Here is a 25,470-nt window from a genome sequence, read left to right as displayed (position 1 = left end):
CAAAAAAAACGAATTTGCTTCTTAAAGATCATTTGCACAATATTGAAATGATTGAGGAGGATAAAAATTTTCCATCACTTGATATGGATCGAGAGGAATCTTAAATTTAACAACTTTATCAATCTTTAACGAAACACCTTTCTCTTTTAAAGAGTAATATTTAAAAAAATCAACTTTATTAATACATCCGACTTTTCCGTATTTCTTCCATAGATTGATAGGAGTATCGGAATCAATATCCTTAAGAGAAAAATATCCGATAATCTTTTGGTCAGGAGCAGAAGAATAAATGTAAATTTTCTTAATTGATTTTTTAAAAATAGATTTTCGAAATTCTACTTTTTTATTTCCCCGAATGATTTCCCAAGCGTATTCAGGTTTAATTGATAAGATAACGTTCATCAAAATACTCTTTTTGTTTTAAAATTTTATAATCATCTTCGGACAATTTAGTTATATTCACTAAATTACTTTTTGCGGATTCCAATTCTTTCAAAGTAGCATAAGGAATTGGTTTTTTCAAGTAATAAAGCAAACGAAATAGTATAATTGTTAATCTACCTTTTTCTTCAAACATTTGATCCAAATTTTTCTGAGAAAAAACTGTTCTTTTTGAAACTAGTCGTATAATTTCATCTAGATTTGATAAAACATGAAAAGACTCAACTATACCAACAGGTAAAATTTCCATCATCGTTTTAGAAACATAAAAGAATAGAATATCACCAGATGATACCTTAATTTTCGAATTACAAATATAAGCTTTTAAAATAGTATTGCCTTCAATTTCACTCTTCGATTCTGTAAAATCATTATCAAACAAACCCGGGTGTCTATGGATTGAATCCTTAAATAGAGTAGTAGCATATATTTCCCTAATAGGAACTACAAACTTACCGAACTTTTCATGATCACAATAGAATGGATGTTCTTCAGCTATGTTCAAACCTCTGTATTCTTTTTTAGAGATAAATTTTAACATAATAAATTCTCCATTCAAACTTTGGTGCTCCTTAAAACCAAAGATTCTCAATAGTTCTATCAATTTTGAATGCTTAGGGAATACTGTTAAATAGAGAATTCTAATGTTTAATTCAATACACAAGGCAAACATCTTACTTAGGAATAGCTCACCTATTTTATATCCAAAAGCATCTTCTGCTACTTTGAAAGTGCAAATCTTTAAAGCATTATCGAAAATTCCAGAAAGCTTATGAGCAACGGGTGTCTCTTTGTTATAGATTAAAATTGCTGAAAGATTGTCCTCCACCATCAGAAAATATGCTTTCCGATCTTCTTGTGCGCAATTTTTAAACCAATCATTAAAATTAGGCGGATAATCTTCTCTTAGAGAATCGAAAAAAGCATTGTCAATTAGATGAATTATTTCTCTAACACTTCCTTCTTTTAAAATTGGATGTGATGGAATGACTACATTATAAAGTTCACTTAGTAACCTTAAGCCGCTTTGAATATTTAGAATTTTGTTAGTTAAGCCTAATTTTGCGCCTTTTTTAAGAATTTCTTTATCTTCTGTAATAAAAAGTTCAACATACCCGGCTGAAATTTGGAATAATTGTCTATTATCGATTGCATCGTTTGCATTTTTTTCCCCAACAAATTCTAAAAAATCTAAATCAGGAATCGCAGGGCTCGGAAGAGGTTGGTATTTTGACAACTTTGATAAGAAAATTTCTTTACGGTTAGCGTCTTTATCTTTCTTAATATCTTCAATTACTGTGGGATGATAAAATATTTTACAATCGTTAGAAATCACTAAGTTGTAAAATGCAGAAAAGTCTTTTTTTAAAACTTTATTATCCTCAAGATGAATCAGTATGTTTGTATCAAATAAAATTCTCATGTAACTTTAGAATCAAAATATTAGCATTAACAGTCTATTAACGAAAGTTAATTTATAAAATTTTCTAGTTTATTAAGAATAAAGCAAATCAAATTCCAATATAAAGATAAATCAACACTTGTACATTTCCGAAAAGTTCACCTTTAATCCACTTATCCATCAGAAAAGTTTTTATAATGTATAGTCTCTACCCAAATTAGTAAAACTGCAAAGTGTATGACCCAAATATTTACTTTAGTGCAAGACCCCTCCGGGGTGCGCTTTCGCTCCCGTCCCCCGCCATTTAACAATAGCAGGTGACTAAGGCTTATATATCCTCTTATTACAGGACAATCAATTATATTACCAAACCAAATCTATTGTTGTCTACCTTCAATGATTTGTAATAAAATAACGATCGCAATCCCCATTCTTCGATCGAGTGTATTGGCACTATCGGAAGAAAAATCTATATTGAACTGAGGAACAAAAGGATTAAAAGTTTGTTTCAAAACTCCCACCTGACTTTTATTTAATGTAATAAAAAAACTTTGAGGAATCAGATTGGTTAAAAACCGACGAAGAATTGCTTTGAACATACTATCTTCATCAATCGAACCAACCACTTGATCCTTTGTGTCTAAAATGTCCCAAGAATCTTTTAAGATAGATTTAAAACCTTTTCTACGGAGTGATCCAATTGCCTCATTCGAAGTAACATCTACCACATCGTAAGTCGCAGAAAAATCAATCACACTTCGTGCTTTTATTTTTAAGAGTTCTTTTGATTTGGATTCATCTGCATAAACCGTAATATCTTCCTTTAATTTAAAGGCTTTCTGTTTTACAAAAAAGAGAAGATTCGTTTTATTCTCATCAAAGATACGAATTTCACCACCAAAGATTTTCAAAAAACTCTTTTTAGCAAAATATTTGTTAAATGTGTACTGTTGCATAGGCCACGATTGTAACTAAACCTCACCAAACTCAAGTCAAAAAATATTTCAAAATTGACGGCCTAAAGACCGTAATCTAAGAAAAAATACTTTACAAAATTAAACGAACGATCGTACTTTTATTTATGGGCAAAGGTGAGGACACAAAGTCAATGATTTTGGACAAAGCAGTCCAAATGGCAAGTGTCCAGGGACTGGAAGGGCTCACCATAGGATCTTTGGCCGATGAGTTGGGAATGTCCAAAAGTGGACTTTTTGCCAAGTTTGCTTCTAAAGAAAACCTCCAAATCGAAGTGCTCCGAGTGGGAAGCGAACTCTTTCGTAGGAATGTCGTCTATCCCGCTCTAAAAACCAAACCAGGTCTAACCAGACTCAAAACAGCGTTTCAAATGTGGTTGTCGTGGGCAAATACGGATAACTTACCTGGAGGGTGTTTATTTTTATCTTCTAGTTCGGAATTTGACGATAGACCCGGCGTTGTTAGGGATCATCTGAAAAAAACACAACTCAGCTGGCAAAAAACGTTAAGACAATTTGTACAAGATGCAAAAGATACTTTAGAGTTAGATGCAAGTACAAATGTAGATAAGATGGTACAAGAAATTTGGGGTCTCATCTTAGGTTTTCATTTTTACAATAGGCTTTTGGAAGACAAAAACTCTGAAAAAAGAACCAAACAAAGTTTTAACGAATTAATCAAAAGACACCAATATGAAATTTAAAAAGATTTTTTAGTAGAGATCATTAAAACAAAGGATTCAAGTTATGGAAACAAATAGCACGATCGTTCGTTCTTTAAATAGAACCTATCCAATCAGCATGGAAGAAAAATGGGCGTTTGCCAAAAGAAAACCAATGTTCTTTGGTTATGTGGCAGCTCAGTACTTTTTATCAACACAGAAACAAAAACCTTCCAGAAAGGAAATGGATGTGTTGGCTTTGGCTGAACAAAAAGAATTCCAAGAGAAGGAACACCGAATCCAATACTTTCATTGGAAAGGAAAAGGAGAAACCATCCTTCTAGTCCATGGTTGGAATGGACATACGGGAAATTTTTCAAGAATCGTTCCATCTTTGATAGAAGAAGGTTTCAACATCATTGGGATCGATTTACCGGGGCATGGATTTTCTACTGGAAGGTATTCGAATATTGTGCTCTCGGCAAAAATGGTACGTAGGCTTGTGAATGAAATCGGTAATCCAGATTATATCATCACACATTCTTTTGGCGGTGCCGTTGCTACCGTAGCACAAGAATTAGGTGTAGATGCAAAGAAATTAATTTATATTGCTCCACCTCTACGTTTGGAAATCTTAAGAAAAAGTTTTAGTGACTACTACCATTTAAATGAAGAGCAACAAGAAGCCATGCGATTGGTCTTGGAAAGAAAGGTCTCACAACCTCTCAGCAGTTTGGATTTAGGCGCTGCTGGTCCGAAAATGAATAACTCTCTTCTTGTGATTCATGACGAGGATGATTTAGAAATTCCATTTTCTATGGGTCTTGCTGTATCAAAGGCATGGAAACAATCCAAACTTATAAAAACAAAAGGTCTCGGTCACAAAATGATTTTGCGAACCGAGAGTGTAAAAGATGAGATCATCAGTTTTTTAAAAAATAACTAAGTCTGACTCATAGATGCTAATTTATTAGATTCATCTTTGATCATTTCAATATGTTCTTCTAGATCCTTGGAGGCACGACTAATTTCGTTCACCTCCATTTCTAGTTGGACAATTCCTTTTGAAGCTTCTTTCTGACCCAGTAACTGCTCTTTGGTGGATTCTGAAATTTGTTTAGATAATTCTCGGATTTGAGCCAGTTCCAGTAAAATTGCTGATAAAGTATTTCTTTGTTCCAAATACAATCGATTCATATCTTGAATTTCAACCAGTGTTTGGTTCAATCGGTCGATTTGGGATTTTGCCAATTCACCTGTTTCTTTAGAAGCATTTCTTGCATTTGCTATGATTTCTTTGGAACTTTTGACAACTGTGGCGATTCGTTTTACGTTATTTTTAGTAAACTCGGCAAGTTTACTGACTTCATTAGCTACAACGGCAAAACCTTTACCAATGTCCCCCGCTCTTGCTGCTTCAATCGATGCATTTAACGCAAGTAAATTTGTTTTCTCTCCAATTTCTGCAACGATATTATTGATTTCATTCACTTGGTCAAAGGAAGATTGAATGGATTCTAAATGAGTTGCTGTTTGGTCAGCAACTTCTGTGACAAACATACTTTCTTTTTTGTTAATTTCTGCAATTTCAACAAGGCGTTCACTTTGTACAAGAATTTGATCCACAGTTTCTTTTAGTATTTCTGTATCAGCGACCATACCTTGGACTTTATTATTTTGTTCTTCAATAGAAGATCCATTGGATTCAAAAGAACTAGATAATTCTGAAATGACCGCAGTGATTTCTTCTAAGGACGCAGCTTGTGATTCTAGTTTGATGGAAGTTTGCGAAACAAAATTACTAAAATTTGAGATGGAACTTTCTAATTTGACGGCAGCATTGGCAGAAATTTTATTTCGTTCTTTGGTTTGATCCAGTAACATTTCTGCTTCATTTGCTTTGAGTTCTGCAAGAGAGCTAATCTTTGTTAGTAGTTGGACAAGTAAACTAACAATATATCCGGCGATCAAAATAAAAATTGGTTTCATTACCTCACCGGCCAAACCAACATACCCCATCTGCCGAGACAATTCAGGATTCACAGAAAGTTTGATACCGGCAATGTTCACAGCACAATACAAAGCAACAGCTGAAGTGATCGCACCAATGAATGAGTTTAACAAAACAAATTTCCGATCACCTAAAAATCCAGAATAGATAGCATTAAAAAAGAAGATAAAATAAACAACAGCGTTTGCTAAGGCAGCCTGTGCTTCTTTTAAACTCAAAGTACAATCCATGATGATGGTTCCGCCAAGAACCAAAGTATCGAGTAAAATTAATGATTTATGGAACCAAGTAGGAGGATTTGTTTTCTTTTCTAAGACATAAGCAACTGCGCAATAGAATCCCATTGTGCAGGTTCCGATCATATGGATCAAAAACATCTTTGGTTGGAATTCGTCCTTGGCTCCGATCATCGCGAGAAGGAATAAAAGAACCAGTCCAAACCTGATTCTGTTGATGATGATTTTCCCTTGTTTCCAAAGATCCGCAATCGTTAACACTGAATACCCTCGATTCATTAAATCGCCAGAATGGCGATTAGGTGCAATATTTTATTAGTCTCCATTCATCTACGGATCAAAACCAGCGGAAATACTCTGGATTTTTTAATTTTTTAGATGAAATTTGAATTTTTCTGAGAGAAACGGACAGTTCGTATTTTAAGTTATTTCGTAACTGCTTATATTTTGGAATCGATCTAGGAGTAAGTTTCTAATGAAAAATCAAAAACATACTTAATTCGATGAGTGATTACTTATGAGACATAGAAACGGAATTTTTCTAAAAAAGTCTTCCTTCTGAGACGAGATCTAAAAATCAACTATGACTTCAGTAGTTCATTCAATCGTTTTTCTGCTTTTTCTTTCCAATATCCTTTTTTCTGAACGTTGATGATATTCAAAAGGAATTTAATTTCAGCAGATTTTTCATTGATTCCACTTTCTGAATCAAACAAATGTGACTGGATATAGTTTGGAAATTTTTTATTCCAAATAGGCGAATCTTTTTCTATTTTTTCAAACTCAGGTTTTATCTTTACCTTATTTGAAAAAAAAGATTTACTCTCTTTATCTTGAATCGCGTTGATCATATATACACCTAAAAAAACAATTTCACCAGGTTTACCTTTGATTTTTAAGGTATCATAACTTATTTGAGGTTCTAGCGATAAGTTTAATAACGTTTTACAGCGATCTCCGCAATATCGACTCCAAGACATCCTACCAATATAATATTCTTTGTTAGAATCTAAAACAAATCCTGCAAAAGTATTTTTGATAAACTTACTATATGTTACGTAAGATAATTCTTCCTCTTCGTGATATAAAATTTCTGAAGGCATAGGAACCGCATCTTTAACTTTGTCTCCTTCCTTTTCAGTTACCATGTTGATTGAAAAATTTGAAGCATCTAATGCTTGAACAGTTACTTCCAATGTAGCAGATGCTTTTGCATCGCTTTTTTCATCATCTAACAGAAGGAATCCAACCAACGTTTGTTCTTTTTCTTCTGCACTATTTGCTGGATCCAACAAACGGGTTTCTAGAGTTTTACAGTTAAAAACAATGAAAGATATTAAAAAGGAGATTATGGAAAGTGAAACCCTGTTAGAGAACTTAATTTTCATTAGTTGCAAATTCGAGAGTAAAATATTTATTAGTCAATCTTTTTTTAAAAAATGATTGCAAAAATCAATAAGTATATTTGAATATAGCTTCCTATGTTAAAACACATATCAATTGTTATTGTATTATCTTTATCATTTGCATCGAACTGTGCCAGTTTTGCAGATACAATGGAAGATTCTAATATTTCCATTCTTAATGAAAAACCAAATGAAAGTGGTAAATTAAACGTATCTATTGATTACCGCATCAAAGGCCAAGAAGGTATTTTTCCACATACAGCCATCAGGGAAGCCAAACTAACAAAGAAAATCTTTGAAGAATCTAATCAGTTCAATCAAGTCAATCTAACGCGATCAACAAATGACTTAAATGTTAAAATTGTAAGAAACAGTCAAGATACGAATACTGGTGGTGCTTTTTTAACAGGACTAACATTTGGAATTTTACCAACTTACAGTAACCTGGATCATACAATCGCAGTAGAAATTAAAAATTCAAAAACCGGAATCTCCAAAACTTATGCAAGATCCTTTAAATCAAAATTTTTTGTCGGTTGGATATTTTTGCCTATTTCTCCCTTCTTTTGGCCCACAAGTGTATCAAACAATATCCAAACTTTTCAGCTTAAATCGGTATTGGCGGAGGCAAAAAAAGAAGGAATCTATTAGACAGGTTCTTTTTTATCAAACAAAACGGATATTGATTCTAAATCGAAAGTTTGATAGTTAAGGAATCTTATTTTATGACGGCCGGATATTCAGGAAGACCTCTTGTGGAAAAGTTAGGGATTAAAGAAAATATGACCCTCCACTTTATCAATCTTCCTTCCAAAAACTTTACCGATAGTTGGGGAACATTTCCCAAACCAATTTATATTCTCGAAAAGCCTAAAGTTGGAATGGATTTGATTCATTTTTTTAGTACTACTTCGAAAGATTACAACTCAAAATTACCAAAACTAATTAAATACCTAAAACCAACAGGTATGATTTGGATTTCTTGGCCAAAGAAGGCATCCAAAATTCCTTCGGATATGAATGAAGATCTCATCCGTAACTTTGCTTTGGAGTTAGGACTTGTTGATGTGAAAGTATGTGCTGTGGATGAAATTTGGTCCGGATTAAAGTTAGTGATTCGAAAAGAAAATCGATAGAAACATTCGTACAAAATGCCCGGAAAATCAAAATGGAGAACTCTATCTAAATTTTCATTAGAACAATTCAAATATGTAGTTTGACAAATCCCATAGATAAATCATGAAATATGATTCTATTTGTTTTACCGGGATTATAAAATGAAATTCAATAGCCTAAAGACTGTCATTGTCGCCCTGAGTGTTGTCGTAATTGTTGTCTTGGCAATAGGTATTTCATCCTTTGCTTACGTCATCGGCAAAACCTATATCGTAGATGCCTATATCGGCGAGATGAAAAATGTTGCCAGACTCTCCGGCAGACAAATCCAAATTTTTTTTGACCAACAATTTCAATTAGCAGAGTTCACTGCATCCAACCCTGAATTTGCCGAACGTTGCATTAAAAAAGATCGTAAGTATCTGGATCCACTCCTAGCAAATCTCAGCCAAAAATTTGGAGTTTATGAAAATGTTTTCCTATCCACCGCAGAAGAAAATCCCATAGTATTTTCCGACTCAACTAGCAAAGCCATTGGGTTTCGTTGGGGAAAAACTGGTTTCGATGAAAATATCAAAGCAGTTCTTCAAGGAAAACCACTTTTAAGTAAGGTGAATCGATCTCCTGTCACTCAGGAACCCGTTGCAGTTTTGACAGTACCTGTATTCCAAGGCAAACAAGTTGTGGCGATCTTTGCCTTTGCCATATCTTTAAATCATCTTACCGATGAAGTTGTGAAGGATGTCAAAATTGGAAAAGAAGGTTTTGTTGCCATTACAGACAGGGAAGGTCAAGTCATTGGACATCCTGACAAAAAGTTAATTCTCAATCTCGATATTAAAAAATTAGATTGGGGAAAGAAATTACTCGAATTAAAGTCCGAAGATCATATGGAGTATTTTTTTGGAAAAGAAAAAATTGCTACAGTGTTTGATTTAGAAGTATATAATATACGTTTAGCGACTATTGCATCGAAAGATGAAATTTTAAGCGTTGTCCACGATATGTTATTAAAAATAGGAATCTTTGTGATTACCATTTTGAGTATTTCTATTTTTGCTCTTTCTCGTTTGATCACAAAAAGGTTAAAACCAATTTCGGGACTCAGAGATCTTTTGAAAAAAATGTCTGCTGGAGATTTGAGCCAATCATTAGCGATCTCACATAATGATGAGATTGGAGAACTGAGCGGTGATACAAATTCTTTTTTAGTCAGTCTACGAAAGATCATATCAGAGATTCAGTTTATCTCTCAAGAACTTGCTTCCAGTGCTGGACAACTTTCTTCTAGTTCTGATAGTTTTTCCGGAGGAGCACAAGCAACCGCCGCTTCCACCGAACAGATGTCAGCCACTGTAGAAGAAATGTCTGCCAGTATGGAAAATATTACTGGTTCCATTGACATCCAACATAGAAACATTTCTCAGTTCCAAATTAAAATCCAAGAATTAGCTAACAGTGTCAAAAAAGTGGCTGATGAAATTGATCATACACTTGTGAGAATGAAGTCCATTTCCAACCAAGCGAAAGAAGGGGAACAGTCTCTTACAGGAATGAATGATATGATTAGTAATATCCTGAAATCATCAGATGAGATGAAAGCCATCATCGCTATCATCAATGAAATTTCAGACCAAACACAACTCTTAGCTCTTAATGCAGCGATTGAAGCAGCTCGTGCTGGGGACGCGGGACGTGGATTTGCAGTTGTTGCTGAAGAGATTTCTAAACTTTCGATTCGAACTGCATCTTCCATCAAATCCATTTCGGAGATGATCAACAAGAACTCTAAGGAACTGGATGGAGGTGCGAAGAGCATCCAATCTTCCACTTCTCTCATCCAAGAGATCATTAGAAACATCAATGGAGTTTCCGAAGCAATGGATTCTCTTTATACCATTATGGGATCCCAATCGGAAATCAACCAATCGGTTTTGGAAAACTCTGGAATCGTCAAAGGGGAATCAGACCAGATCAAAGTGGCTGCCGACGAACAAAGAGGAGCTGTAAGAGAAATTACCGATGTCATCACACAAATCAATGAACATACAATCAACACGGCTGCCGGTGCCGAAGAGATGTCTTCCTCTGCCAAAAATCTTTCCAATACTGCAGACAAATTGAAAGGGATTTGCGACCAGTTCCAATTGTAATTGTTCCGGAAATTTGGTTTCGAAGCGGAAGGGATCGCAGTGGAAATCCTTTCGCCTCGCGAAAGATTGGAACGTAGAGCCCGATCCGCCACCGCTCCTCCGGTGGTGGATCCGCCCAAAATATAAATCAATAAAACTAGATTTTTTGCGAATCAAATCGTGATTCTTTTGTCATAAAACTCAAATCCAATTGTGACAAACCGAGTTTTTGCTAAAAAAATATGCAAAAAGAAGGTGATTCGGGTCTCTGTAATCATTTTGTAACACTTACGTCATCAAGACCCAACAATACTTCAATACGTTTGTAACTAGACTGAAACATTCAATCGGAAGGTAACATCCGTTTGTAATCAATTCAAATCAGTCGTGACCAAACTGAATGAAGACTATAATCAAAGCCCTCTTGGGCATCTTAATCGTTGCGAGAGCGGTTTCTGCAGAACCAGAACCAAGCCAAACAAAAGAACCGATTCCGCAGGTTACAGCTCCGGCAGAAACCAAAGAACATAAAAAGGAATCCAAGGAACCACAAGCGAAAGTATACCGAGAACTCTATGAAGATACAGAGTCCGGACAAATTTTTACCAAACCAGGACCAAACCGAGTGAAGGTGGAATACAATCGTCCTCTCTCAAATGGAAATTCAACCACCCTACCAGATGCCTTTGCTCATAGACCCGATGATACAACTAAAGAGAAACTTACGATTTATGGTCGTTTGCAGTTTCGTGGTGTATCTGGTTCGGAAGATTCTCTCTTCAATAATGGACACCGCGATTTTAACACAGTCGATTGGAACTTTCGTAGGCTAAGGTTTGGGGCACAATATGAAAACGATTGGTGGGGAACCAATATCCAACTTCGTTTGGAAAACATGCTCAATCGAACCGATGTGGTGCAAACTACAAACACTTTGAATTATTTAGATTCGAATGGTAGGCCAGCAACAACTACCTATGTAACCAACACTAAGTTAAAAGATAACCGTGGTTATATTCATGAAGCCTTTGGTTTTGCAAAAATTCCTTATGCAGGATTACGATTTGTCTTTGGACAACTGCCAACACAATTCAGTCGAGAGTATTTACAGTCTTCGGCAAACTTTGTGACTTTAGAACGCAGTATGATCGTAAATGCCATTCCTCAGTTTGATCATGGAGTGATGATCCAAGCAAACCCTTTGAAAGAAATTGATCACAAATGGGAAAGATACTTACAAGTTTCACTGATGATGAGTAACGGAAAAGGTGGTGGTGGAGATTACGGAACCGGAAGGAGACAGGATTTAACTACTGCTAACCGCTATGGTGCTGTCAACACTTCACCAATTTATTATGCTCGTGCCCAAGTGAATGTATTTGGAGGGCTAAAAAGAGAAGTTGATGGGAAGATGGTGAACTGGCAAGAAGGAGAAGAAATTTTCCAACGTGAATTGAAATGGTCAGTGGGTGCTGGATACTTACAAACACAGAACTTAATCACACCAGCGCTTTATGTTCCTGAATACACTCCAGGAACTACCAGTGGAATTCAATTGTTAACCGCACAGGGTGCAAATCCCGACCGTGGAAGTTTAGATTCCAATGGAAATCCAAATTTTTTGGTTCAAAATTCTGTTCCTACTTTGGGTCGACCAAAGATGGGACTCGTAGGTCATACTTACGACAGTACCTTTACTTACAAAGGTTTTTATCTATCCGGCGCCTATACTACATTTGGTGGAGCGGCTTCCAATGATTTATTTGGATATCATGGAACCATCGGTTATAACATTCCTTTTTTGGATAAATACTACATTATGCCTGTGTTCAAGTATGAATACATCCAGGGTGATTTTAATAGAAATGGGAAAGTTGATCCTACAGATTCTTTACGAGTGTATTGGGCAGGTCTTAACTTGTTCGGAGATAAACACCATTTTAAAGCACAACTTTACTACCAAGTCCTTGGCAATCAATTTGATGTGAATCCAAACACAGGAAATGCGATGCCAATTGATGACAGAAGAGTTTACTTACAATTACAAGCCAACTTTTGGACCGGAGTTGTTTCTCCTGAAGCCTACAGTTATCGACCCAACTAAGAGGAAACAAATGAAATTTAAAATGAATATAATGATAAAATTATTAATGGTCTTATTGGTTATTAACCTTTTTGAGAACTGTCAATCGAAGGAACAAAATCGAGACGAGATCTCATCACTTGTAATTAATAACTTACTGAATGGTGTGCCGGATAGAAACAAATCTTTGGTGGTGATGGAAGTGGCCGATCTTGGCGGATCTTATACGGGAACTTGTTATGATACCTTCCAATTGAATGGTGGTAATATTGGATCCACATCTTATTTTAATACACCGCCGGGTGGTGCTGGTGGACTCCTAAATACTAACGTTAAAAAATATGCGGTCTCCACTTCCACTTGTTCCGATTTGGGATTTACCAGTGGAAGTAATTTTGGATCTACTTCGCAAAGACCAAACCCGAACGATACGTTCACATTCAAAATGTACACTTGTGATCCAAACAACAACCCCTGCGCGAAGGCAGCGATCACAGCATCTGGATTTTGATTGGTTATCTAACTAGACCAACCGACGTAGGCTGGCACTGAGTCCCGAACGGGATGTTAAGAACCAGCCACGACACTTGCGGAAGCAAGAGAAGTGCCAGAAGCCTATGTGTCGCAGACCAAACGAGGGCGCAAATTCCGAAGCGCAGCAGTTAGTTGCTGTTATTGATAAATATATTGCAACTCAAGAACCTTTAATATCTTTTTATCAAGAGTCCAAAGTTTTAAATTTCTCATTTTTGTTTCGTAAATTAAGATTGAATCAATAATTCCAATACCATATTTAAAATGTTTTTCATCAAAAGAAAGACTTCCGGCTTTAATGAAGGCACCGTTAGAGAAAACATTATTTAAATTTTCCCAATAATCCAAAACGAACTCATGCTCAGTTTTATTTTTGCAACCTTGTAAAATTTCTCCAAAAACCACTTCATGGGCAATGACTTCGGAAGTTTCGATAAGTCCCGTTAATTTAGAAAAGAAAGGCTCTTTTCCTCTGAAAAATTCAATCCAAATAGAAGTATCTACTAAAATCATTTTAATCTATTGATTTTCCTAACTTTTTCAGCTGAGAAATTGGTAACAAATTCAAGAGGTTTCTTTCTTAATTTTTCATTCAGTTTTTTAACTTTAGCAAGCTTCACCCATTCAGAAAGAGCCTTTTGTAGGGAATCTGTAATATTTTTACCGTCAGTGTATTTTTGAACTTCTTTGATTAAATCATCAGGGAGAATTGCAGTTACTTTCATACGATTTACAATACGATGGAATATCGTATTTGTCAAAAAACTTTTTTGTCATTTATTTAAAGTTTTGCAAACATGTCGTATATCGAACTAGACTAACCGACGTAGGCTGGCCCTGAGTCCCGGACGGGACGTTAGGGATCGGCACGACGCTTGCGTAAGCAAGAGGAGTGACAAAAGCCTATGTGTCGTTGACCGAACGAGGGCGAAAGTCCCGAAGTGAAGCGGTTAGTCTCTGTTATACGCCGTTTTCAATATATTTAAGTGAGAGTTAGTAGAAAGGCATTTATATTTGTGGATTGAAATTATAAAACATTGCTGCTATTACTAATGAGTATTAGGAAATAAGTATTGTGGCTACCGTTTTTAAAGTATTTTCTTGCGAAACATTTTTAAAGCATTATAGTCATTTATTTTTACTAAGGATTTAACCAAGAAAAAAATGTTTAGGTAAATTGAGGCGGACAGAATGAAAATTATAGAAATATATTCTTTAAGATCAAATTTTTTTAATAATGAATAAGGGTGCAGAGGGAAGATCGAAAATGTTTTAAATGTTAAGATGATATATTTTAATAGCATAGTGAATTAAATTTGAAAATGGCGTATAACATCTATCTAGTTGAAATTAAAAAATCAACCAGATAGAGGACGGGATTTGTTAAACGAAATGATTTACCATTTTTGGTACATTTGTTCTGCAAAACCAGAAAGGTCTTTTACTTCAAGTTTTGTGCCATCATCCAATACCACATAACCGTTGTAATGACCAAAAACTTTATTTAAGTAAGCTTCTGTTTTGAGTAGGTCTAAAATTTCTGTAAAACTAAAGTTTTGGTACAATTGTTTTAAAAATCCGACCATTCCCGCTAAGTCAATGTCAGAAGATAATAGATACACTGGAGTGAATTCTAATTCCAAACGACCTTCGTTACTCGTAAATTTCCAAGTTTTTTTATAGTCTAAAATATCATATTTCCAAGTGACTTTATCTAGTTTATGAACCTTTCCTTTGTAAACGATTCCATTTTCTGTGGCATTGGTTGGAATTCCAAATCCATATCCCAAATTCAAACTGAGTAACTCACCTTGGACAAGGCCTGCTCCTGCTGCCCATAACCATTTATTTTTTTCAGGCCATGTCCCTCTTCCCCAATCAAGCACCGCATAACTTTTGTCATTAAACTCGTATTGGGTGTTGTTGTATTGGATGGAACCTTTACAAATTAAACTAGGCATTTTGTATTCATAAAAGAATGTAGATTCGGAAAATGGAGTGATGACGGCAAGTGCCTCTGGTCCTTTTTCTTCTAATTCAAAATTTCCTTTAATAAAATCTGAATTAGAATCTCCGACAATGGAATATTCGATGATTCTTTTTCCTTTTAGTTTGGTAATCCGAATGAACTGATTCCCTTTTTTGAATTCAATAGGATCTGTTGTATTGGTTGGAAAAAAGATTTCTCCCGGTCTCACCAATTCTGTTTTGGAAAATAAAACCTTTCCTGTGGTAAAATCCAAAAGTTCCACACTGCCCATTGCTAAATTTCCAATGTCAGTGACTGTGATGGCACCACCAAACTTCTCATTGTAAAATGTATAATGTTCCCAACGTTTGTATCGTTTCGGATCTACTTTTATTTTTGATTCATCAATTTGAAAGTATGGATACCTTGCCCAACCAGAAACATTTAACTTACCATCGTTTAACAATACTGAGATGGGACTTTTGATTTCTTTTTGAATGGTTGGTTCTTGGCCCGGTTCTGGAATTAAGGCGATGACTTTCCCTTTTTGGTCTTTGGCTTCGTTTGGTCCTAATTTAGAATTAGAACAAGAATAGATTAGAAGAGATGATAAGATGGCCATTCCGATTAAGAACGGTAACGACATTTTTTTGTAACTCATTGGTTTTCCCCGTGAGTGGCAATGAGAACATTCACGAGTGCTTAACGTCAATACTTCTTACAAATCAAAAGAGAATTCTGTATTAGGTAATGGAAATACATTGGGGAAAACTTTATGTTTTAGATCAAAAAAGGTCTGATTTCAAAAGACTTCCAATCTATGTCATAAATGCAACGACATCAAACTCAGTCCAAAACAACATCGATAAAAAATGAATAACCTAGTTCATTGACTTTAGAAAATACGATGACGTTCTTTTTTAATTCTTTATCCCAATAAGGATCGCTCACCTGCCAGTTTTCGGCATCGCGAAACACTTGTTTCACATGTTTATAAAAAAATGGCATGTAAGACCAGTTTTTCTGTAACATTGATAAATTCTCAACAAATCCAAATTCATTGGTTCTTACATAGTAAGGAGAAACTTGGGTTCCTAACCAATCAGTGATATACACACGTTGGATTTTTTGATCCAATTTAAAAAAGGAATGTGGATCAATGATGACTCGATTTTCTAAAACTAAAGTTTTTAAAGAAAGTAAATTCAATTGGAGTTTGATGTTCTTTTCAAATTCAATCTCCATTGCGACTTCTTTCCTTTTTTGTTCATGATACAATTGTAGATGTGGAACCACAGTATCACAAATACTTTGTTTATCATGATTTAGTTCCGAGGGTCTTCCTAAAAAGTATCCTTGTAATAAACTTGCTCCCGAACTAATAGCACGGTACAATTCTTCTTCCGTTTCAATTCCTTCAAATAATAACTGAGAACCAATACTTAAGGAAATCTGTTTTAAGTATTCTAATATGGATTGGAATTCTCTTTTTTCGATCGATTTTTTTAATAAATTCAAATCAATTTTGATGATATCGGGTTTGATAGCACCTAACCGTTCCAAGTTGGAAGATTCAGATCCAACATCATCTAATGCAATTCCAAATCCTTGTTCTCGTAATAGTTCAACACCTGCGGCCAAAACATCGGTCCCGTAACTTCCCGATTTTTCAGTGATCTCAATCACAATACGGTTCAGAGGAATTCCATAACTACTGACTAAATCAGAAATGGGTAAGGAATTCGAACGGCTTTCTTCGTATTCCAAAATCACTTGGTCAGGAGACATGTTCACAAATAACAAATCATTTGTGGATTGGATTTTCGTTAGGGCAAGCCCAAGCAACTGTCTGTCGATGACACTCATCCGAAGTGCGGAAACATGAGGATCACTAAACTCAGGAATCGAAACCAAATTGCCGGACGCGTCCCGACTCCGACCTAGCGATTCGTAAGCAACCACCGTCTGCTCTTCTACGGAAAAGATAGGTTGGAATAAGGGGACATAATGATTCACTAGAGTTGCTTCCAAAGTCGTACGGCTTCCTTGGAAACCAATATCTGTTTTAACGGATATTTATTCAATAAATTAAACTAATTTCTTTTTGAGCTAAACTCTTTGTTCTGCCCGTTCGGAAATAGACAAGTCTTGACCCGTTTTCTATCCTTCCTTAGACTCATGTGGATGCGTCAGTACCTTCTCCTTTTTGGAATTCTAGCCACTACTCTTTGGGCAGCTCCTACACCCGATTTCAAATTTCCAGTGATTGGTCGAGAAGGGAAAAATACCGTCGATCCAAACTCCTCTTGGCAGATCCAAAATCGAATTTCACCGCAAATCGACGGACAAAATATTTTTAACATTTTATACCATACGGATGGGAAGTCAGCCATCATCGGCACTAGTGATTATTATATCTACCGTATCAGTTTGTTAGATGGTAGTTTAATCTGGAAAATCCAAGCTAAGATGTTTTACCAAAAAGAATTTGATGGACCACATCTTTTTTCAGTTCATCCAAAGCAAAGAGAAGTATTGGCACTTTCCTCTGGGAATGAAATTTTAATCCTGCGCCCCAGAGGAAATATCGTACCTTGGTAAATAACAATCGCATCTCAAAATAATACAAATTTTGCTTTCGAATTGGCTGATAAATAAAACAACCTGAAGACCATCAAAATTACTAAAGAAAGAATGAAACAAAAAACAAATACGCGATTTTTACCGAAAGGCCTTAGCATTTTATATGAAGATAGAGACATCCTTGTTGTAGACAAACCGCAAGGTCTCTTAACCATCGCTACCGAATCCGAAAAATCAAAAACTGCTTATGCGGCTCTGATGGATTATGTGAAAAAAGGAAGCGAAAGATCCAAAAATAGAATCTTCATTGTTCACAGGTTAGATAGAGAAACTTCCGGAATTTTGGTATTTGCAAAAACAGAAATTGCAAAACAAACACTCCAAGAATCCTGGGACAAAACTAAAAAAATCTATCTTGCCGTGAGCCATGGGAATTGGAAAGAAAAGTCTGGAATGATCCAATCCTATCTTGTGGAATCAAAAGCACACCGAGTGTATTCCACAGACGAACCTGAACTTGGAAAACTATCGAAAACAAAATACAAAGTTTTAAAAGAAACAAACTTATATTCTTTATTAGAAATTGAACTTTTAACTGGCAGAAAAAATCAAATCCGTGTCCATCTCTCTGATAAAAAACATCCGATTGTGGGTGATACAAAGTATGGAAACGATACAAGATCTTATCCGCGAATGGCCTTACATTCTTTCTCCATTCAATTGACTCATCCGTTTAGTAAAAAAGAACTTACATTTGAAACCAAAATCCCAAACTTTATTTCAGGGCTTGTCAGTGGATATGAAAGGAATTCAAATGAAACATAAAGGATTTATTTTTGATATGGATGGAGTTGTGGTTGATAACCATACTTTTCATTTTAAAGCATGGATGGAGTTTTCAAAAAAATATAATTTTCCATTAAACTCCGAAATTTACCGCGATACCTTCAATGGTAAAACCAATGCCGATCTATTTCGAATGATCTTTGGAAATATTTCAGACCAAAAATGTAAAGAGTATGGTGATGAAAAAGAAAGTTGGTACCAAACTTTATATAAAAAAGAAATGAAACCCCATACAGGGCTTGTAGAATACTTAGATTTTTTAAAAGCCCAAAATGTAAAAATTGCCCTTGGGACTTCCGCCCCTCCCATGAATGTCGATTTTACTTTAGACAATCTATCTTTAAGACATTATTTTGATGTGATTATCGATGGATCAAAAGTGGAAAAAGGCAAACCAGACCCACAAGTGTATGAACTCTGCGCAAAGGAATTAGGACTGGCACCAAAAGATTGTGTGGTTTTCGAAGATTCCCTTGCAGGTTTACAATCAGGTAAAGCGGCAGGATGTTCCATCATCGGAGTGGCCACATCCCATACGGAACAAGAACTAAAGATTTATGTGAATCAAATCATTCATAATTTCGCAGAACCATCAGTGTTTTTATTATAACTTTAATTATTCTTGAAAGTCGGTAAGTAAATTCCCTTGTTTATTGGATAAGTTGATTCGGATCACAGCAGTTCTACCTTCATCGGTATAAGAAAGATCGTCGAAGGACAACTTACGTGCCATAAAAATCCCACGTCCGTGGGTTTTAAAAGCATTCTTTGTCATTGCTTCCACTGATAAATACCTTTGCCAATCAAAACCTTTACCTTGGTCACTCACGCGAATTTCTATATGATGTTCATTTTTATCGAAGGTAACTTTTACAAATTTATCTTTAAACTCAGGAGTATCTAATCTTCTAAAAATTTCTTCCATAAGTTTATCATTATCATGGAGTTCGGATTTTTCTTGGTAAGAAATTCCCAAGTTTCCGTGTTCTATGGCATTGTTTAAAATTTCCATAATTCCAGTTAACACACGTTCGGGATCAGGGCAAGCATTGGCTAGAAGTGGCGCCAACTCATGAGATTCACGAATGGAACGAATGCGAAACTCTCCAGTAATCATATGCCGAAGTGCACCCATCCCTTTGTGTAAGTCTTCTTTCGCACGTTGCAGTTTGATAAAATGTTCTACCGCTGTTTGAACAATCCGAACTAACAAAGTTCGAGAATATGGTTTTGTTAAATAATAAAAAGCACCGGCGTCCAATCCTTCAGTCATATCTGTGACAGAACTCATAGCCGTTTGAAAGATCACAGGAATGTCTTTATACTTTTCAGATCGTTTGATTTTTTTTAAAAGTTCGATTCCATCCATTTTTGGCATAAGTCGATCCAAAATAATGGCATGAAATAATGAAACATCAGAGCTTAGGATTTGAAAGGCCTCTTCTCCATCTTTTGCTTTGACAACATTAAAACCTTTATCAGACAAAGACTCATCAATGATCATCAAGTTGATCATTTCATCGTCTACCGCTAGTAGGTTGATCATCGAAGACCCTCGCGAGAACAAGGAATTAACATAGTAAAAATAGCTCCCTTTGATTCATGGTTCTCGGCATACAACAATCCGTGGTGGTCATTTACGATCTCTCTTGAAATGGACAAACCTAGGCCCGTTCCCTTGGTTCCTGCTTTCACTTGTTTGGACTGGATGAATTTTTCAAAAATTTTATCCAAATCTTCGGGAGGAATTCCCGGCCCAAAGTCACGAATTTGTATTCCGATACCATTTACATACGACTGAGTTTTTCTCGGAATAAATTCTCTTCGAACCATACTAATTTCAATATTAGTGTCATTTGGGATGAATTTTAATGCGTTTGATAGAATATTTCGTATCACCTGCTGGATCCGTTCGTAATCAAACTCGGCTTCCCAACGTTCTTCCTTGTCTACTAAAACAACTGTGATCCCTCTTTTTTCCAAAATTAAGCGCATTTCGTTGATCACAAATTTAGTTGTTTCTTTTAAGCAGTTTTTTTCGAAAAGATATCGCATTTTGCCTGATTCTAATTTGGCAATATCTAACAGGTTTTCTAGCAAACCTAACAGTCGTTTTCCTGAGGAATCAATGATCTGGAAGTATTCTTTAATTTTTTCTGGAGAAACTGTGGCTGATTTTTCTTCCCCAAGTTCGGCGTAACTTAGAATGGCGTGAATTGGTGTTTTTAATTCGTGTGAGATATTTGCGAGAAATAACGACTTCATATAAGAAGCTTCTTCTGCAATATTTTTGGACATTTTTAAGTCCATAGTTTGGCTTTCTACCAAATCCTCTAAATGATTTCTATATTGATAAAGTTCTTCTTCTTGGAGTTTCCTTTGGCTAATGTCACGTAAAATTCCAGTAAACATTTTACCAGATTTCGTTTTAAATTCTCCTACAGACAATTCACAAGGAAAAATTTCACCTGACTTTCGTTGTGCGACAAGTTCCCTTCCCACGCCGATTAGATGTTGAAACTCAGTATCTTTGTATTTTTTCAGAAAGGTATTTTGTTTTCCTTTATATCCATCAGGAATGATCAGCGATATATTTTTTCCTATTACTTCTTCTTGGTCATAACTGAATGTTTTTTCTGCAGTTTTATTAAAAAACTGAATGATCCCTTCATCATTGATAATGACAATAGAATCGGCAGCATTTTGTGCCATGGAAAGAAATCTAGACTCACTTTCGAGAAAAGCACTTTCTAATCTTTTTCTTTCTGTAATGTCCCGGTGATTGGACATGATGTAACCTTCATATAAAACCACAAAACGTACTTCCACATGACGTATGTTTGGTTCTATACCATAAGAATACTCTTTCCAAAACACTTGGCTTTTTTTCTCAGATAAATAAGCAAGGGCTTCTGTTGCAATTTCACGTAAGTAAGGAGGAAGACCCACATCAATATGTTTGCCAAGTAAGGTTTCTGGTTTATCTCCAATGTTCACAAACCTTGAAGATTTATAATCTACAATGATTCCTTCTTTATTGATTTTAAGCCAAAAATCCGGATTGGATCTGAGTAGGTTTTCCAATTCCCGGAGAACAACATCCGCCGGAAAGTCGGAAGGATTTTGCCAAATTCGAGGAAATGAAGAATTAATTGTCATTCAGTAAAGTCCTGATAATGAGTCTCTGAAAGAACGCTATTTTCGGAAAGAAATTGTAAGAAAAGAGCGTGAAAAAAGAATCAACGATAGGGTTCTCCTTTTGTTATACAATCACATCATCAAACCTATTCTCTTTCATTTAGATCCAGAATCTGCACACCATTTGGTGGCAACTTTCCTTTCTCTTTCACAAAAAATCCCTTTTTTCCATAAAACCCTTAGTTCCCTATTCCAATACAAATCCAAACGATTGGAACAAACCATCCAAGGGATCCATTTTCCCAATCCATTAGGACTTGCTGCAGGTTTTGACAAAACCACAGAACTATTTCCTACAATGATTCATATGGGATTTGGATTCATCGAAGTGGGAACCATCACTGCCAAAAAACAACCAGGCAATGACAAACCAAGACTCTTTCGTTATCCAAATCACAAAGCCCTCATCAACCGAATGGGATTCAATAACCCAGGTGCAGATATCGCCGAATCCAATTTAAAGAACCAACGAAAAAATGGAATCCGTGGGATCAATGCTGGTAAATCCAAAGTCACTGAATTAGAAAATGCTGTTGGTGATTATGTTTATACACTAAAGAAGTTGGTTCCTTATGGAGATTACGCTGTCATTAATATCAGCTCTCCCAATACTCCGGGATTACGTTCTCTCCAATCCAAAAAAACTTTAATTGATCTCATTCAAGGAATCCATTCTGCTTTTGATCACAAATTTCCCATTCCTTTGTATTTAAAATTTGCTCCCGACTTATCAGAAGAAGAGTTAGTCGATAATCTAAAAGTATGTTTGGATTATAAAATTAATGGTGTCATACTGACTAACACCACACTAAACAAAGAGGTACTCGGGGAAACCAATCCAGAAGAAGGTGGACTTTCCGGTGCACCACTATTTGAAAGATCCCTTCACTTTGTATCCCTTGCTTACAAAACTCTAAAAGGACAAATTCCTATCATCGGAGTGGGAGGAATCGACTCAGGTGAAAAAGCAAAACGTATGATCGAAGCCGGAGCCAACCTCATCCAAATTTATACAGGTTATATCTACGAAGGACCATTTCTTCCTTACCAAATTTGTTCTTATCTCGACAAAGTGATCAAAGAAAAGAAACTCTCCAATATCTCCGAACTTGTAGGAACCGGAAATCCATTATGACACAAACCAATCCCGGTACAAAAATCTGCACCCACTTCGGAACCTGTGGTGGTTGTAATTATCTAGACATTGATTACACCAAAGAACTTCGTAAAAAAGAACAAAACATCAAAGAACTTTTTAAAACATATCGCCACTTAGAATTTCGTACCATTGTTCCAAGCCCTTCTCCTGAGAAATACCGTCACAAAATCCAACTTCCTTTCGGAAGAAGGATCATTGGAAACAAAACTCTCCTTACTTTGGGTCTCTTTAATAAGGAATCCACATTTGTCCTAGACCAAACCGAATGCGATATCCAAGATCCAGGTCTTACGGAAATTGCACTGGCCGTCAAACAATGGGCTAGGCGAGAAGGACTCCTTCCTTATAACGAAAAATCTAGACGCGGAATGATGAAATACCTTGTGGCAAGAAAATCTTTTTCTACCGGAGAAATCATTTTAGGAATTGTTACAGCGAAAGAAGATATTCCACACGCAAAAGATGCTTCCAAAAGACTCCACACTGCCATTCAAAACCGAATTGGTAAAACGGGAAAGTTTGGTAAAATAGTTGGTATCATCCAAAACATCAATACCAAACACACCACCATGGCACTAGGTCGCGAAGAACATTTGTTATGGGGTAGACCATACATCCACGAACATTTTGGAAAACATAAATTCCGCGTAGGCCTTTCTACTTTTTTACAAGTAAACCCCATCCAAACGCCAAGTTTGTATAATTTGGTTTTGGATGAAATTGAACCAGAATCCCGTGTCATTGATGCGTATTCAGGGATTGGAACCATTTCATTTTGGATTTCAGGAAATTGTAAAGAAGTGATGGGAATCGAAGAAAATCCCAATTCTCATAGAACAGCCTTGGAATCTATTAAGTATAATAAGGTACATAATGTACGGTTTCGCAAAGGTAGAGTGGCCGAAGTATTACCAAGTTTATTTGGAAAAAACTATGACACCTTAGTACTGGATCCGCCGCGCACAGGACTCGGTGTCGAAGTGGCAGAAACCATTTTAGGAATGGGTTTTAAAAAAATAGTCTATGTATCTTGTGATCCAGTGAGCCTAAGAGAGGACACAAACCTTCTCGCAAGACAATACTTTTTAAATTCCGTCCAACCTGTGGATATGTTTCCAAGAACTGACCACGTAGAAACCGTAGCAGTTTTTAGAAATAAAAATCTCACATAACATCCATTACAAACTCTGAGGCTTTTTTACTAAAAGCCATAATGGTAAAACTAGGATCTACACTTACTCCTGTAGGAAAAACAGAAGAGTCTGCCACAAACAGGTTCTCAAATCCATGCACTTGGTGGCGAGAATTCACAACAGAATTTTCAATCGATTTTCCCATCCGGCACCCGCCCGCAGGATGGGGAGCCGCCATTGGAAATTCCGCAGGCCTCCATGCCAGAGAATCAATTTCTTCTTTTTTAGGTAATTTGGAGAATTTGCGAAGTTTCATACCCGCAAGTAATACTTCTTTGGCACCTGCTTCAAAATTTAACTTCATTTGTTTGTATGTGAGATCACTAAAGATTTGTTTGGTGACCTTTCCAAAAGGGTAATTGATTTTTCTCTTTCCAAATAGATCCACTTCGATGGAACCAAGTTCCCCGTCCACGTCATCAATCCATCCAATGGTTCCACCTAAATGTTCCATTTGTTTCATATAAGAATAATGATCTTTTCCAAAACTAGGGACGAGGGCCGCAAGAGTGGCCGGTTGCAATTGGTTTGGCATCAGCATATACCCACCCTCTTTGTACTTTCCATTTTGGTATCTAGCCAAACGAAAGTCCTCCACTCCATATGCTGCAGGAATGTTTCTCCATTGGATGATGGGTTCTTCATATAATGCATGTACCATGGGAGATGGATTGATTGCTAAATACTCACCAAGTGCAGGTAACCTTTTTTTTAAACCATTACGAAGTAAAAAAGTTGAACTTCCAAATCCACCTGCGGAAACACAAACTGCTTTGGATTGGAAAATTACCTTTGTGGCCGTAGGTCGAAGTGTCCTTCTATCAATCACCACAGCTTCGAGTCCGGCAACTTTCTGTCCTTTCATCACTAACTTTTCCGCACGAAGATCAGTATAAACATCTGTACCCAATTGAACGGCTCTTGGGATATGAGTTACAAGTTGGGACTGTTTGGCTCCAAACATACATCCTTGCATACAATGTCCGGACTTCTGACAGTTTTTTCTAGCTTGTGGGACGGAATGACCTTCCCAACCTAATCTTTGTGAGGCACTACGAAACAGTCGGTTCATCGGATTAAAAGATTCTTCACCCGCTGGGGTTACATGAAGGTCAGCTTCCAATTCCGGCCAATAGGAATGTAAATCTTCGGGAAGGTGATTTTCGATTCCGTACTTACGATTCCATAATAACAACCGGTCATCCGGTGTGCGGTAACTATCAGCCCAATAATGAACCGATGCCCCACCCAAATTATTTCCATACACAAGGTTGATCCCACCATCTGCTGTGGTATGAAAATTTCTCTCTGCTGAAACTTTGCCACCCATATTGAGTTCATGGTTATCAAAGGTTCCTGTATGATAGTTTCCGCCCTGTTCGATAAGGGCCACTTTGATTCCTTTTTTGGAAAGTTCATAGGCCATAGTTGACCCACCGCATCCAGAACCAATTACCACTACATCAACAAGGATGGTTTCATTCTTCGCATAACTTTTGTAATCACGATAAATTCCAGATTTCAT

At 36.3% G+C, this 25,470-nt stretch carries 24 protein-coding genes; 12 read left to right on the top strand and 12 right to left on the bottom strand.

The features are described from left to right. Nucleotides 1-21: 21 nt before the first annotated feature. From EHQ24_RS11910 to EHQ24_RS11900, 3 genes are all read right to left on the bottom strand, one after another. Entirely contained in the window at nt 22-402 is a 381-nt protein-coding gene (locus EHQ24_RS11910; protein WP_135601826.1) for an ASCH domain-containing protein, read from the bottom strand. Continuing rightward, nucleotides 380-1,864: a PIN domain-containing protein gene (locus EHQ24_RS11905; protein ID WP_135601825.1), complete on the bottom strand. Its 1,485-nt coding sequence runs from the start codon at nt 1,862-1,864 to the stop codon at nt 380-382. Before EHQ24_RS11905 ends, EHQ24_RS11910 begins: the two co-directional genes overlap by 23 nt. A 356-nt stretch (nt 1,865-2,220) precedes the next feature. Then, nucleotides 2,221-2,799 carry an LURP-one-related family protein gene (locus tag EHQ24_RS11900; protein WP_135601824.1) on the bottom strand — a complete coding sequence of 193 codons (579 nt, stop codon included), beginning with the start codon at nt 2,797-2,799 and terminating at the stop codon, nt 2,221-2,223. A 125-nt stretch (nt 2,800-2,924) separates the two neighbouring features. Here EHQ24_RS11900 and EHQ24_RS11895 point away from each other — a divergent pair, with 125 nt between their 5' ends. Next, nucleotides 2,925-3,521 carry a TetR/AcrR family transcriptional regulator gene (locus EHQ24_RS11895; protein ID WP_135601823.1) on the top strand — a complete coding sequence of 199 codons (597 nt, stop codon included), beginning with the start codon at nt 2,925-2,927 and terminating at the stop codon, nt 3,519-3,521. Between the two features lie 43 nt (nt 3,522-3,564). Then, nucleotides 3,565-4,425 carry an alpha/beta hydrolase gene (locus EHQ24_RS11890; RefSeq protein WP_135601822.1) on the top strand — a complete coding sequence of 287 codons (861 nt, stop codon included), beginning with the start codon at nt 3,565-3,567 and terminating at the stop codon, nt 4,423-4,425. Here the strand turns inward: EHQ24_RS11890 and EHQ24_RS11885 are convergent. Together EHQ24_RS11885 and EHQ24_RS11880 are read right to left on the bottom strand one after the other, a co-directional pair. Further along, complete coding sequence (locus EHQ24_RS11885) at nt 4,422-6,005, bottom strand: methyl-accepting chemotaxis protein (protein ID WP_244310403.1); 1,584 nt, start codon at nt 6,003-6,005, stop codon at nt 4,422-4,424. The genes EHQ24_RS11890 and EHQ24_RS11885 overlap by 4 nt on opposite strands. Before the next feature lie 302 nt (nt 6,006-6,307). Beyond that, nucleotides 6,308-7,114 (bottom strand): hypothetical protein, encoded by an 807-nt coding sequence (locus EHQ24_RS11880; RefSeq protein ID WP_135601821.1) that lies wholly within the window; start codon nt 7,112-7,114, stop codon nt 6,308-6,310. A 93-nt stretch (nt 7,115-7,207) separates the two neighbouring features. Between EHQ24_RS11880 and EHQ24_RS11875 the strand changes: the two genes are divergently transcribed. The 5 genes from EHQ24_RS11875 to EHQ24_RS11855 all read left to right on the top strand — a co-directional run bounded on the left by EHQ24_RS11875 (nt 7,208) and on the right by EHQ24_RS11855 (nt 12,974). Then, nucleotides 7,208-7,783: a hypothetical protein gene (locus EHQ24_RS11875; RefSeq protein WP_135601820.1), complete on the top strand. Its 576-nt coding sequence runs from the start codon at nt 7,208-7,210 to the stop codon at nt 7,781-7,783. 74 nt (nt 7,784-7,857) lie between these two features. Continuing rightward, nucleotides 7,858-8,268, top strand: coding sequence for a DUF3052 family protein (locus EHQ24_RS11870; RefSeq protein WP_135601819.1), 411 nt, complete (start codon nt 7,858-7,860; stop codon nt 8,266-8,268). A gap of 141 nt (nt 8,269-8,409) precedes the next feature. Then, nucleotides 8,410-10,401 (top strand): methyl-accepting chemotaxis protein, encoded by a 1,992-nt coding sequence (locus EHQ24_RS11865; RefSeq protein ID WP_135601818.1) that lies wholly within the window; start codon nt 8,410-8,412, stop codon nt 10,399-10,401. A gap of 379 nt (nt 10,402-10,780) precedes the next feature. After that, nucleotides 10,781-12,484: a hypothetical protein gene (locus EHQ24_RS11860; protein ID WP_135601817.1), complete on the top strand. Its 1,704-nt coding sequence runs from the start codon at nt 10,781-10,783 to the stop codon at nt 12,482-12,484. Between the two features lie 31 nt (nt 12,485-12,515). After that, nucleotides 12,516-12,974: an LA_3150 family lipoprotein gene (locus tag EHQ24_RS11855; RefSeq protein WP_244310402.1), complete on the top strand. Its 459-nt coding sequence runs from the start codon at nt 12,516-12,518 to the stop codon at nt 12,972-12,974. 161 nt (nt 12,975-13,135) lie between these two features. Here the strand turns inward: EHQ24_RS11855 and EHQ24_RS11850 are convergent, their stop codons facing one another. The 4 genes from EHQ24_RS11850 to EHQ24_RS11835 form a co-directional block, all read right to left on the bottom strand. Then, on the bottom strand, nt 13,136-13,510 hold the full coding sequence (locus EHQ24_RS11850; protein WP_135601815.1) for a PIN domain-containing protein: 375 nt from the start codon (nt 13,508-13,510) through the stop codon (nt 13,136-13,138). Continuing rightward, nucleotides 13,507-13,722, bottom strand: a complete 216-nt coding sequence (locus EHQ24_RS11845) for a hypothetical protein (RefSeq protein ID WP_135601814.1) — start codon at nt 13,720-13,722, stop codon at nt 13,507-13,509. Before EHQ24_RS11845 ends, EHQ24_RS11850 begins: the two co-directional genes overlap by 4 nt. A 672-nt stretch (nt 13,723-14,394) precedes the next feature. Continuing rightward, complete coding sequence (locus tag EHQ24_RS11840) at nt 14,395-15,627, bottom strand: DUF2804 domain-containing protein (RefSeq protein WP_135601813.1); 1,233 nt, start codon at nt 15,625-15,627, stop codon at nt 14,395-14,397. Nucleotides 15,628-15,812: 185 nt separating this feature from the next. Then, on the bottom strand, nt 15,813-16,982 hold the full coding sequence (locus EHQ24_RS11835; protein WP_341867246.1) for an EAL domain-containing protein: 1,170 nt from the start codon (nt 16,980-16,982) through the stop codon (nt 15,813-15,815). A gap of 132 nt (nt 16,983-17,114) precedes the next feature. On the opposite strand from EHQ24_RS11835, the gene EHQ24_RS11830 reads away from it, so the two are divergent. The 3 genes from EHQ24_RS11830 to EHQ24_RS11820 all read left to right on the top strand — a co-directional run bounded on the left by EHQ24_RS11830 (nt 17,115) and on the right by EHQ24_RS11820 (nt 19,005). Continuing rightward, nucleotides 17,115-17,567, top strand: a complete 453-nt coding sequence (locus tag EHQ24_RS11830) for a hypothetical protein (RefSeq protein ID WP_244310401.1) — start codon at nt 17,115-17,117, stop codon at nt 17,565-17,567. A gap of 93 nt (nt 17,568-17,660) precedes the next feature. Continuing rightward, a complete protein-coding gene (locus tag EHQ24_RS11825) occupies nt 17,661-18,374 on the top strand; it encodes an RluA family pseudouridine synthase (protein ID WP_135601811.1) in 714 nt (237 codons plus the stop codon). After that, the gene (locus EHQ24_RS11820; protein WP_135601810.1) at nt 18,364-19,005 is read left to right on the top strand and encodes an HAD family hydrolase; all 642 of its coding nucleotides are present in this window, start codon (nt 18,364-18,366) and stop codon (nt 19,003-19,005) included. The genes EHQ24_RS11825 and EHQ24_RS11820 overlap by 11 nt, the downstream gene beginning before the upstream one ends. A gap of 6 nt (nt 19,006-19,011) precedes the next feature. Here the strand turns inward: EHQ24_RS11820 and EHQ24_RS11815 are convergent, their stop codons facing one another. Further along, complete coding sequence (locus EHQ24_RS11815; RefSeq protein ID WP_135601809.1) at nt 19,012-19,941, bottom strand: response regulator; 930 nt, start codon at nt 19,939-19,941, stop codon at nt 19,012-19,014. After that, nucleotides 19,938-21,554: a sensor histidine kinase gene (locus EHQ24_RS11810; protein ID WP_135601808.1), complete on the bottom strand. Its 1,617-nt coding sequence runs from the start codon at nt 21,552-21,554 to the stop codon at nt 19,938-19,940. Before EHQ24_RS11810 ends, EHQ24_RS11815 begins: the two co-directional genes overlap by 4 nt. Before the next feature lie 100 nt (nt 21,555-21,654). On the opposite strand from EHQ24_RS11810, the gene EHQ24_RS11805 reads away from it, so the two are divergent. Further along, nucleotides 21,655-22,728, top strand: a complete 1,074-nt coding sequence (locus EHQ24_RS11805) for a quinone-dependent dihydroorotate dehydrogenase (protein ID WP_135601807.1) — start codon at nt 21,655-21,657, stop codon at nt 22,726-22,728. Further along, nucleotides 22,725-23,924, top strand: coding sequence for a 23S rRNA (uracil(1939)-C(5))-methyltransferase RlmD (gene rlmD / locus EHQ24_RS11800; protein ID WP_135601806.1), 1,200 nt, complete (start codon nt 22,725-22,727; stop codon nt 23,922-23,924). Before EHQ24_RS11805 ends, rlmD begins: the two co-directional genes overlap by 4 nt. Here the strand turns inward: rlmD and EHQ24_RS11795 are convergent. Beyond that, nucleotides 23,917-25,470 (bottom strand): FAD-dependent oxidoreductase, encoded by a 1,554-nt coding sequence (locus tag EHQ24_RS11795; RefSeq protein ID WP_135601805.1) that lies wholly within the window; start codon nt 25,468-25,470, stop codon nt 23,917-23,919. The genes rlmD and EHQ24_RS11795 overlap by 8 nt on opposite strands.

Source organism: Leptospira noumeaensis, from assembly GCF_004770765.1.
Lineage (GTDB): Bacteria > Spirochaetota > Leptospiria > Leptospirales > Leptospiraceae > Leptospira_A > Leptospira_A noumeaensis.
Note: the sequence above shows the minus strand (reverse complement) of the source record. Positions and strands in the feature narration are given on the sequence as shown.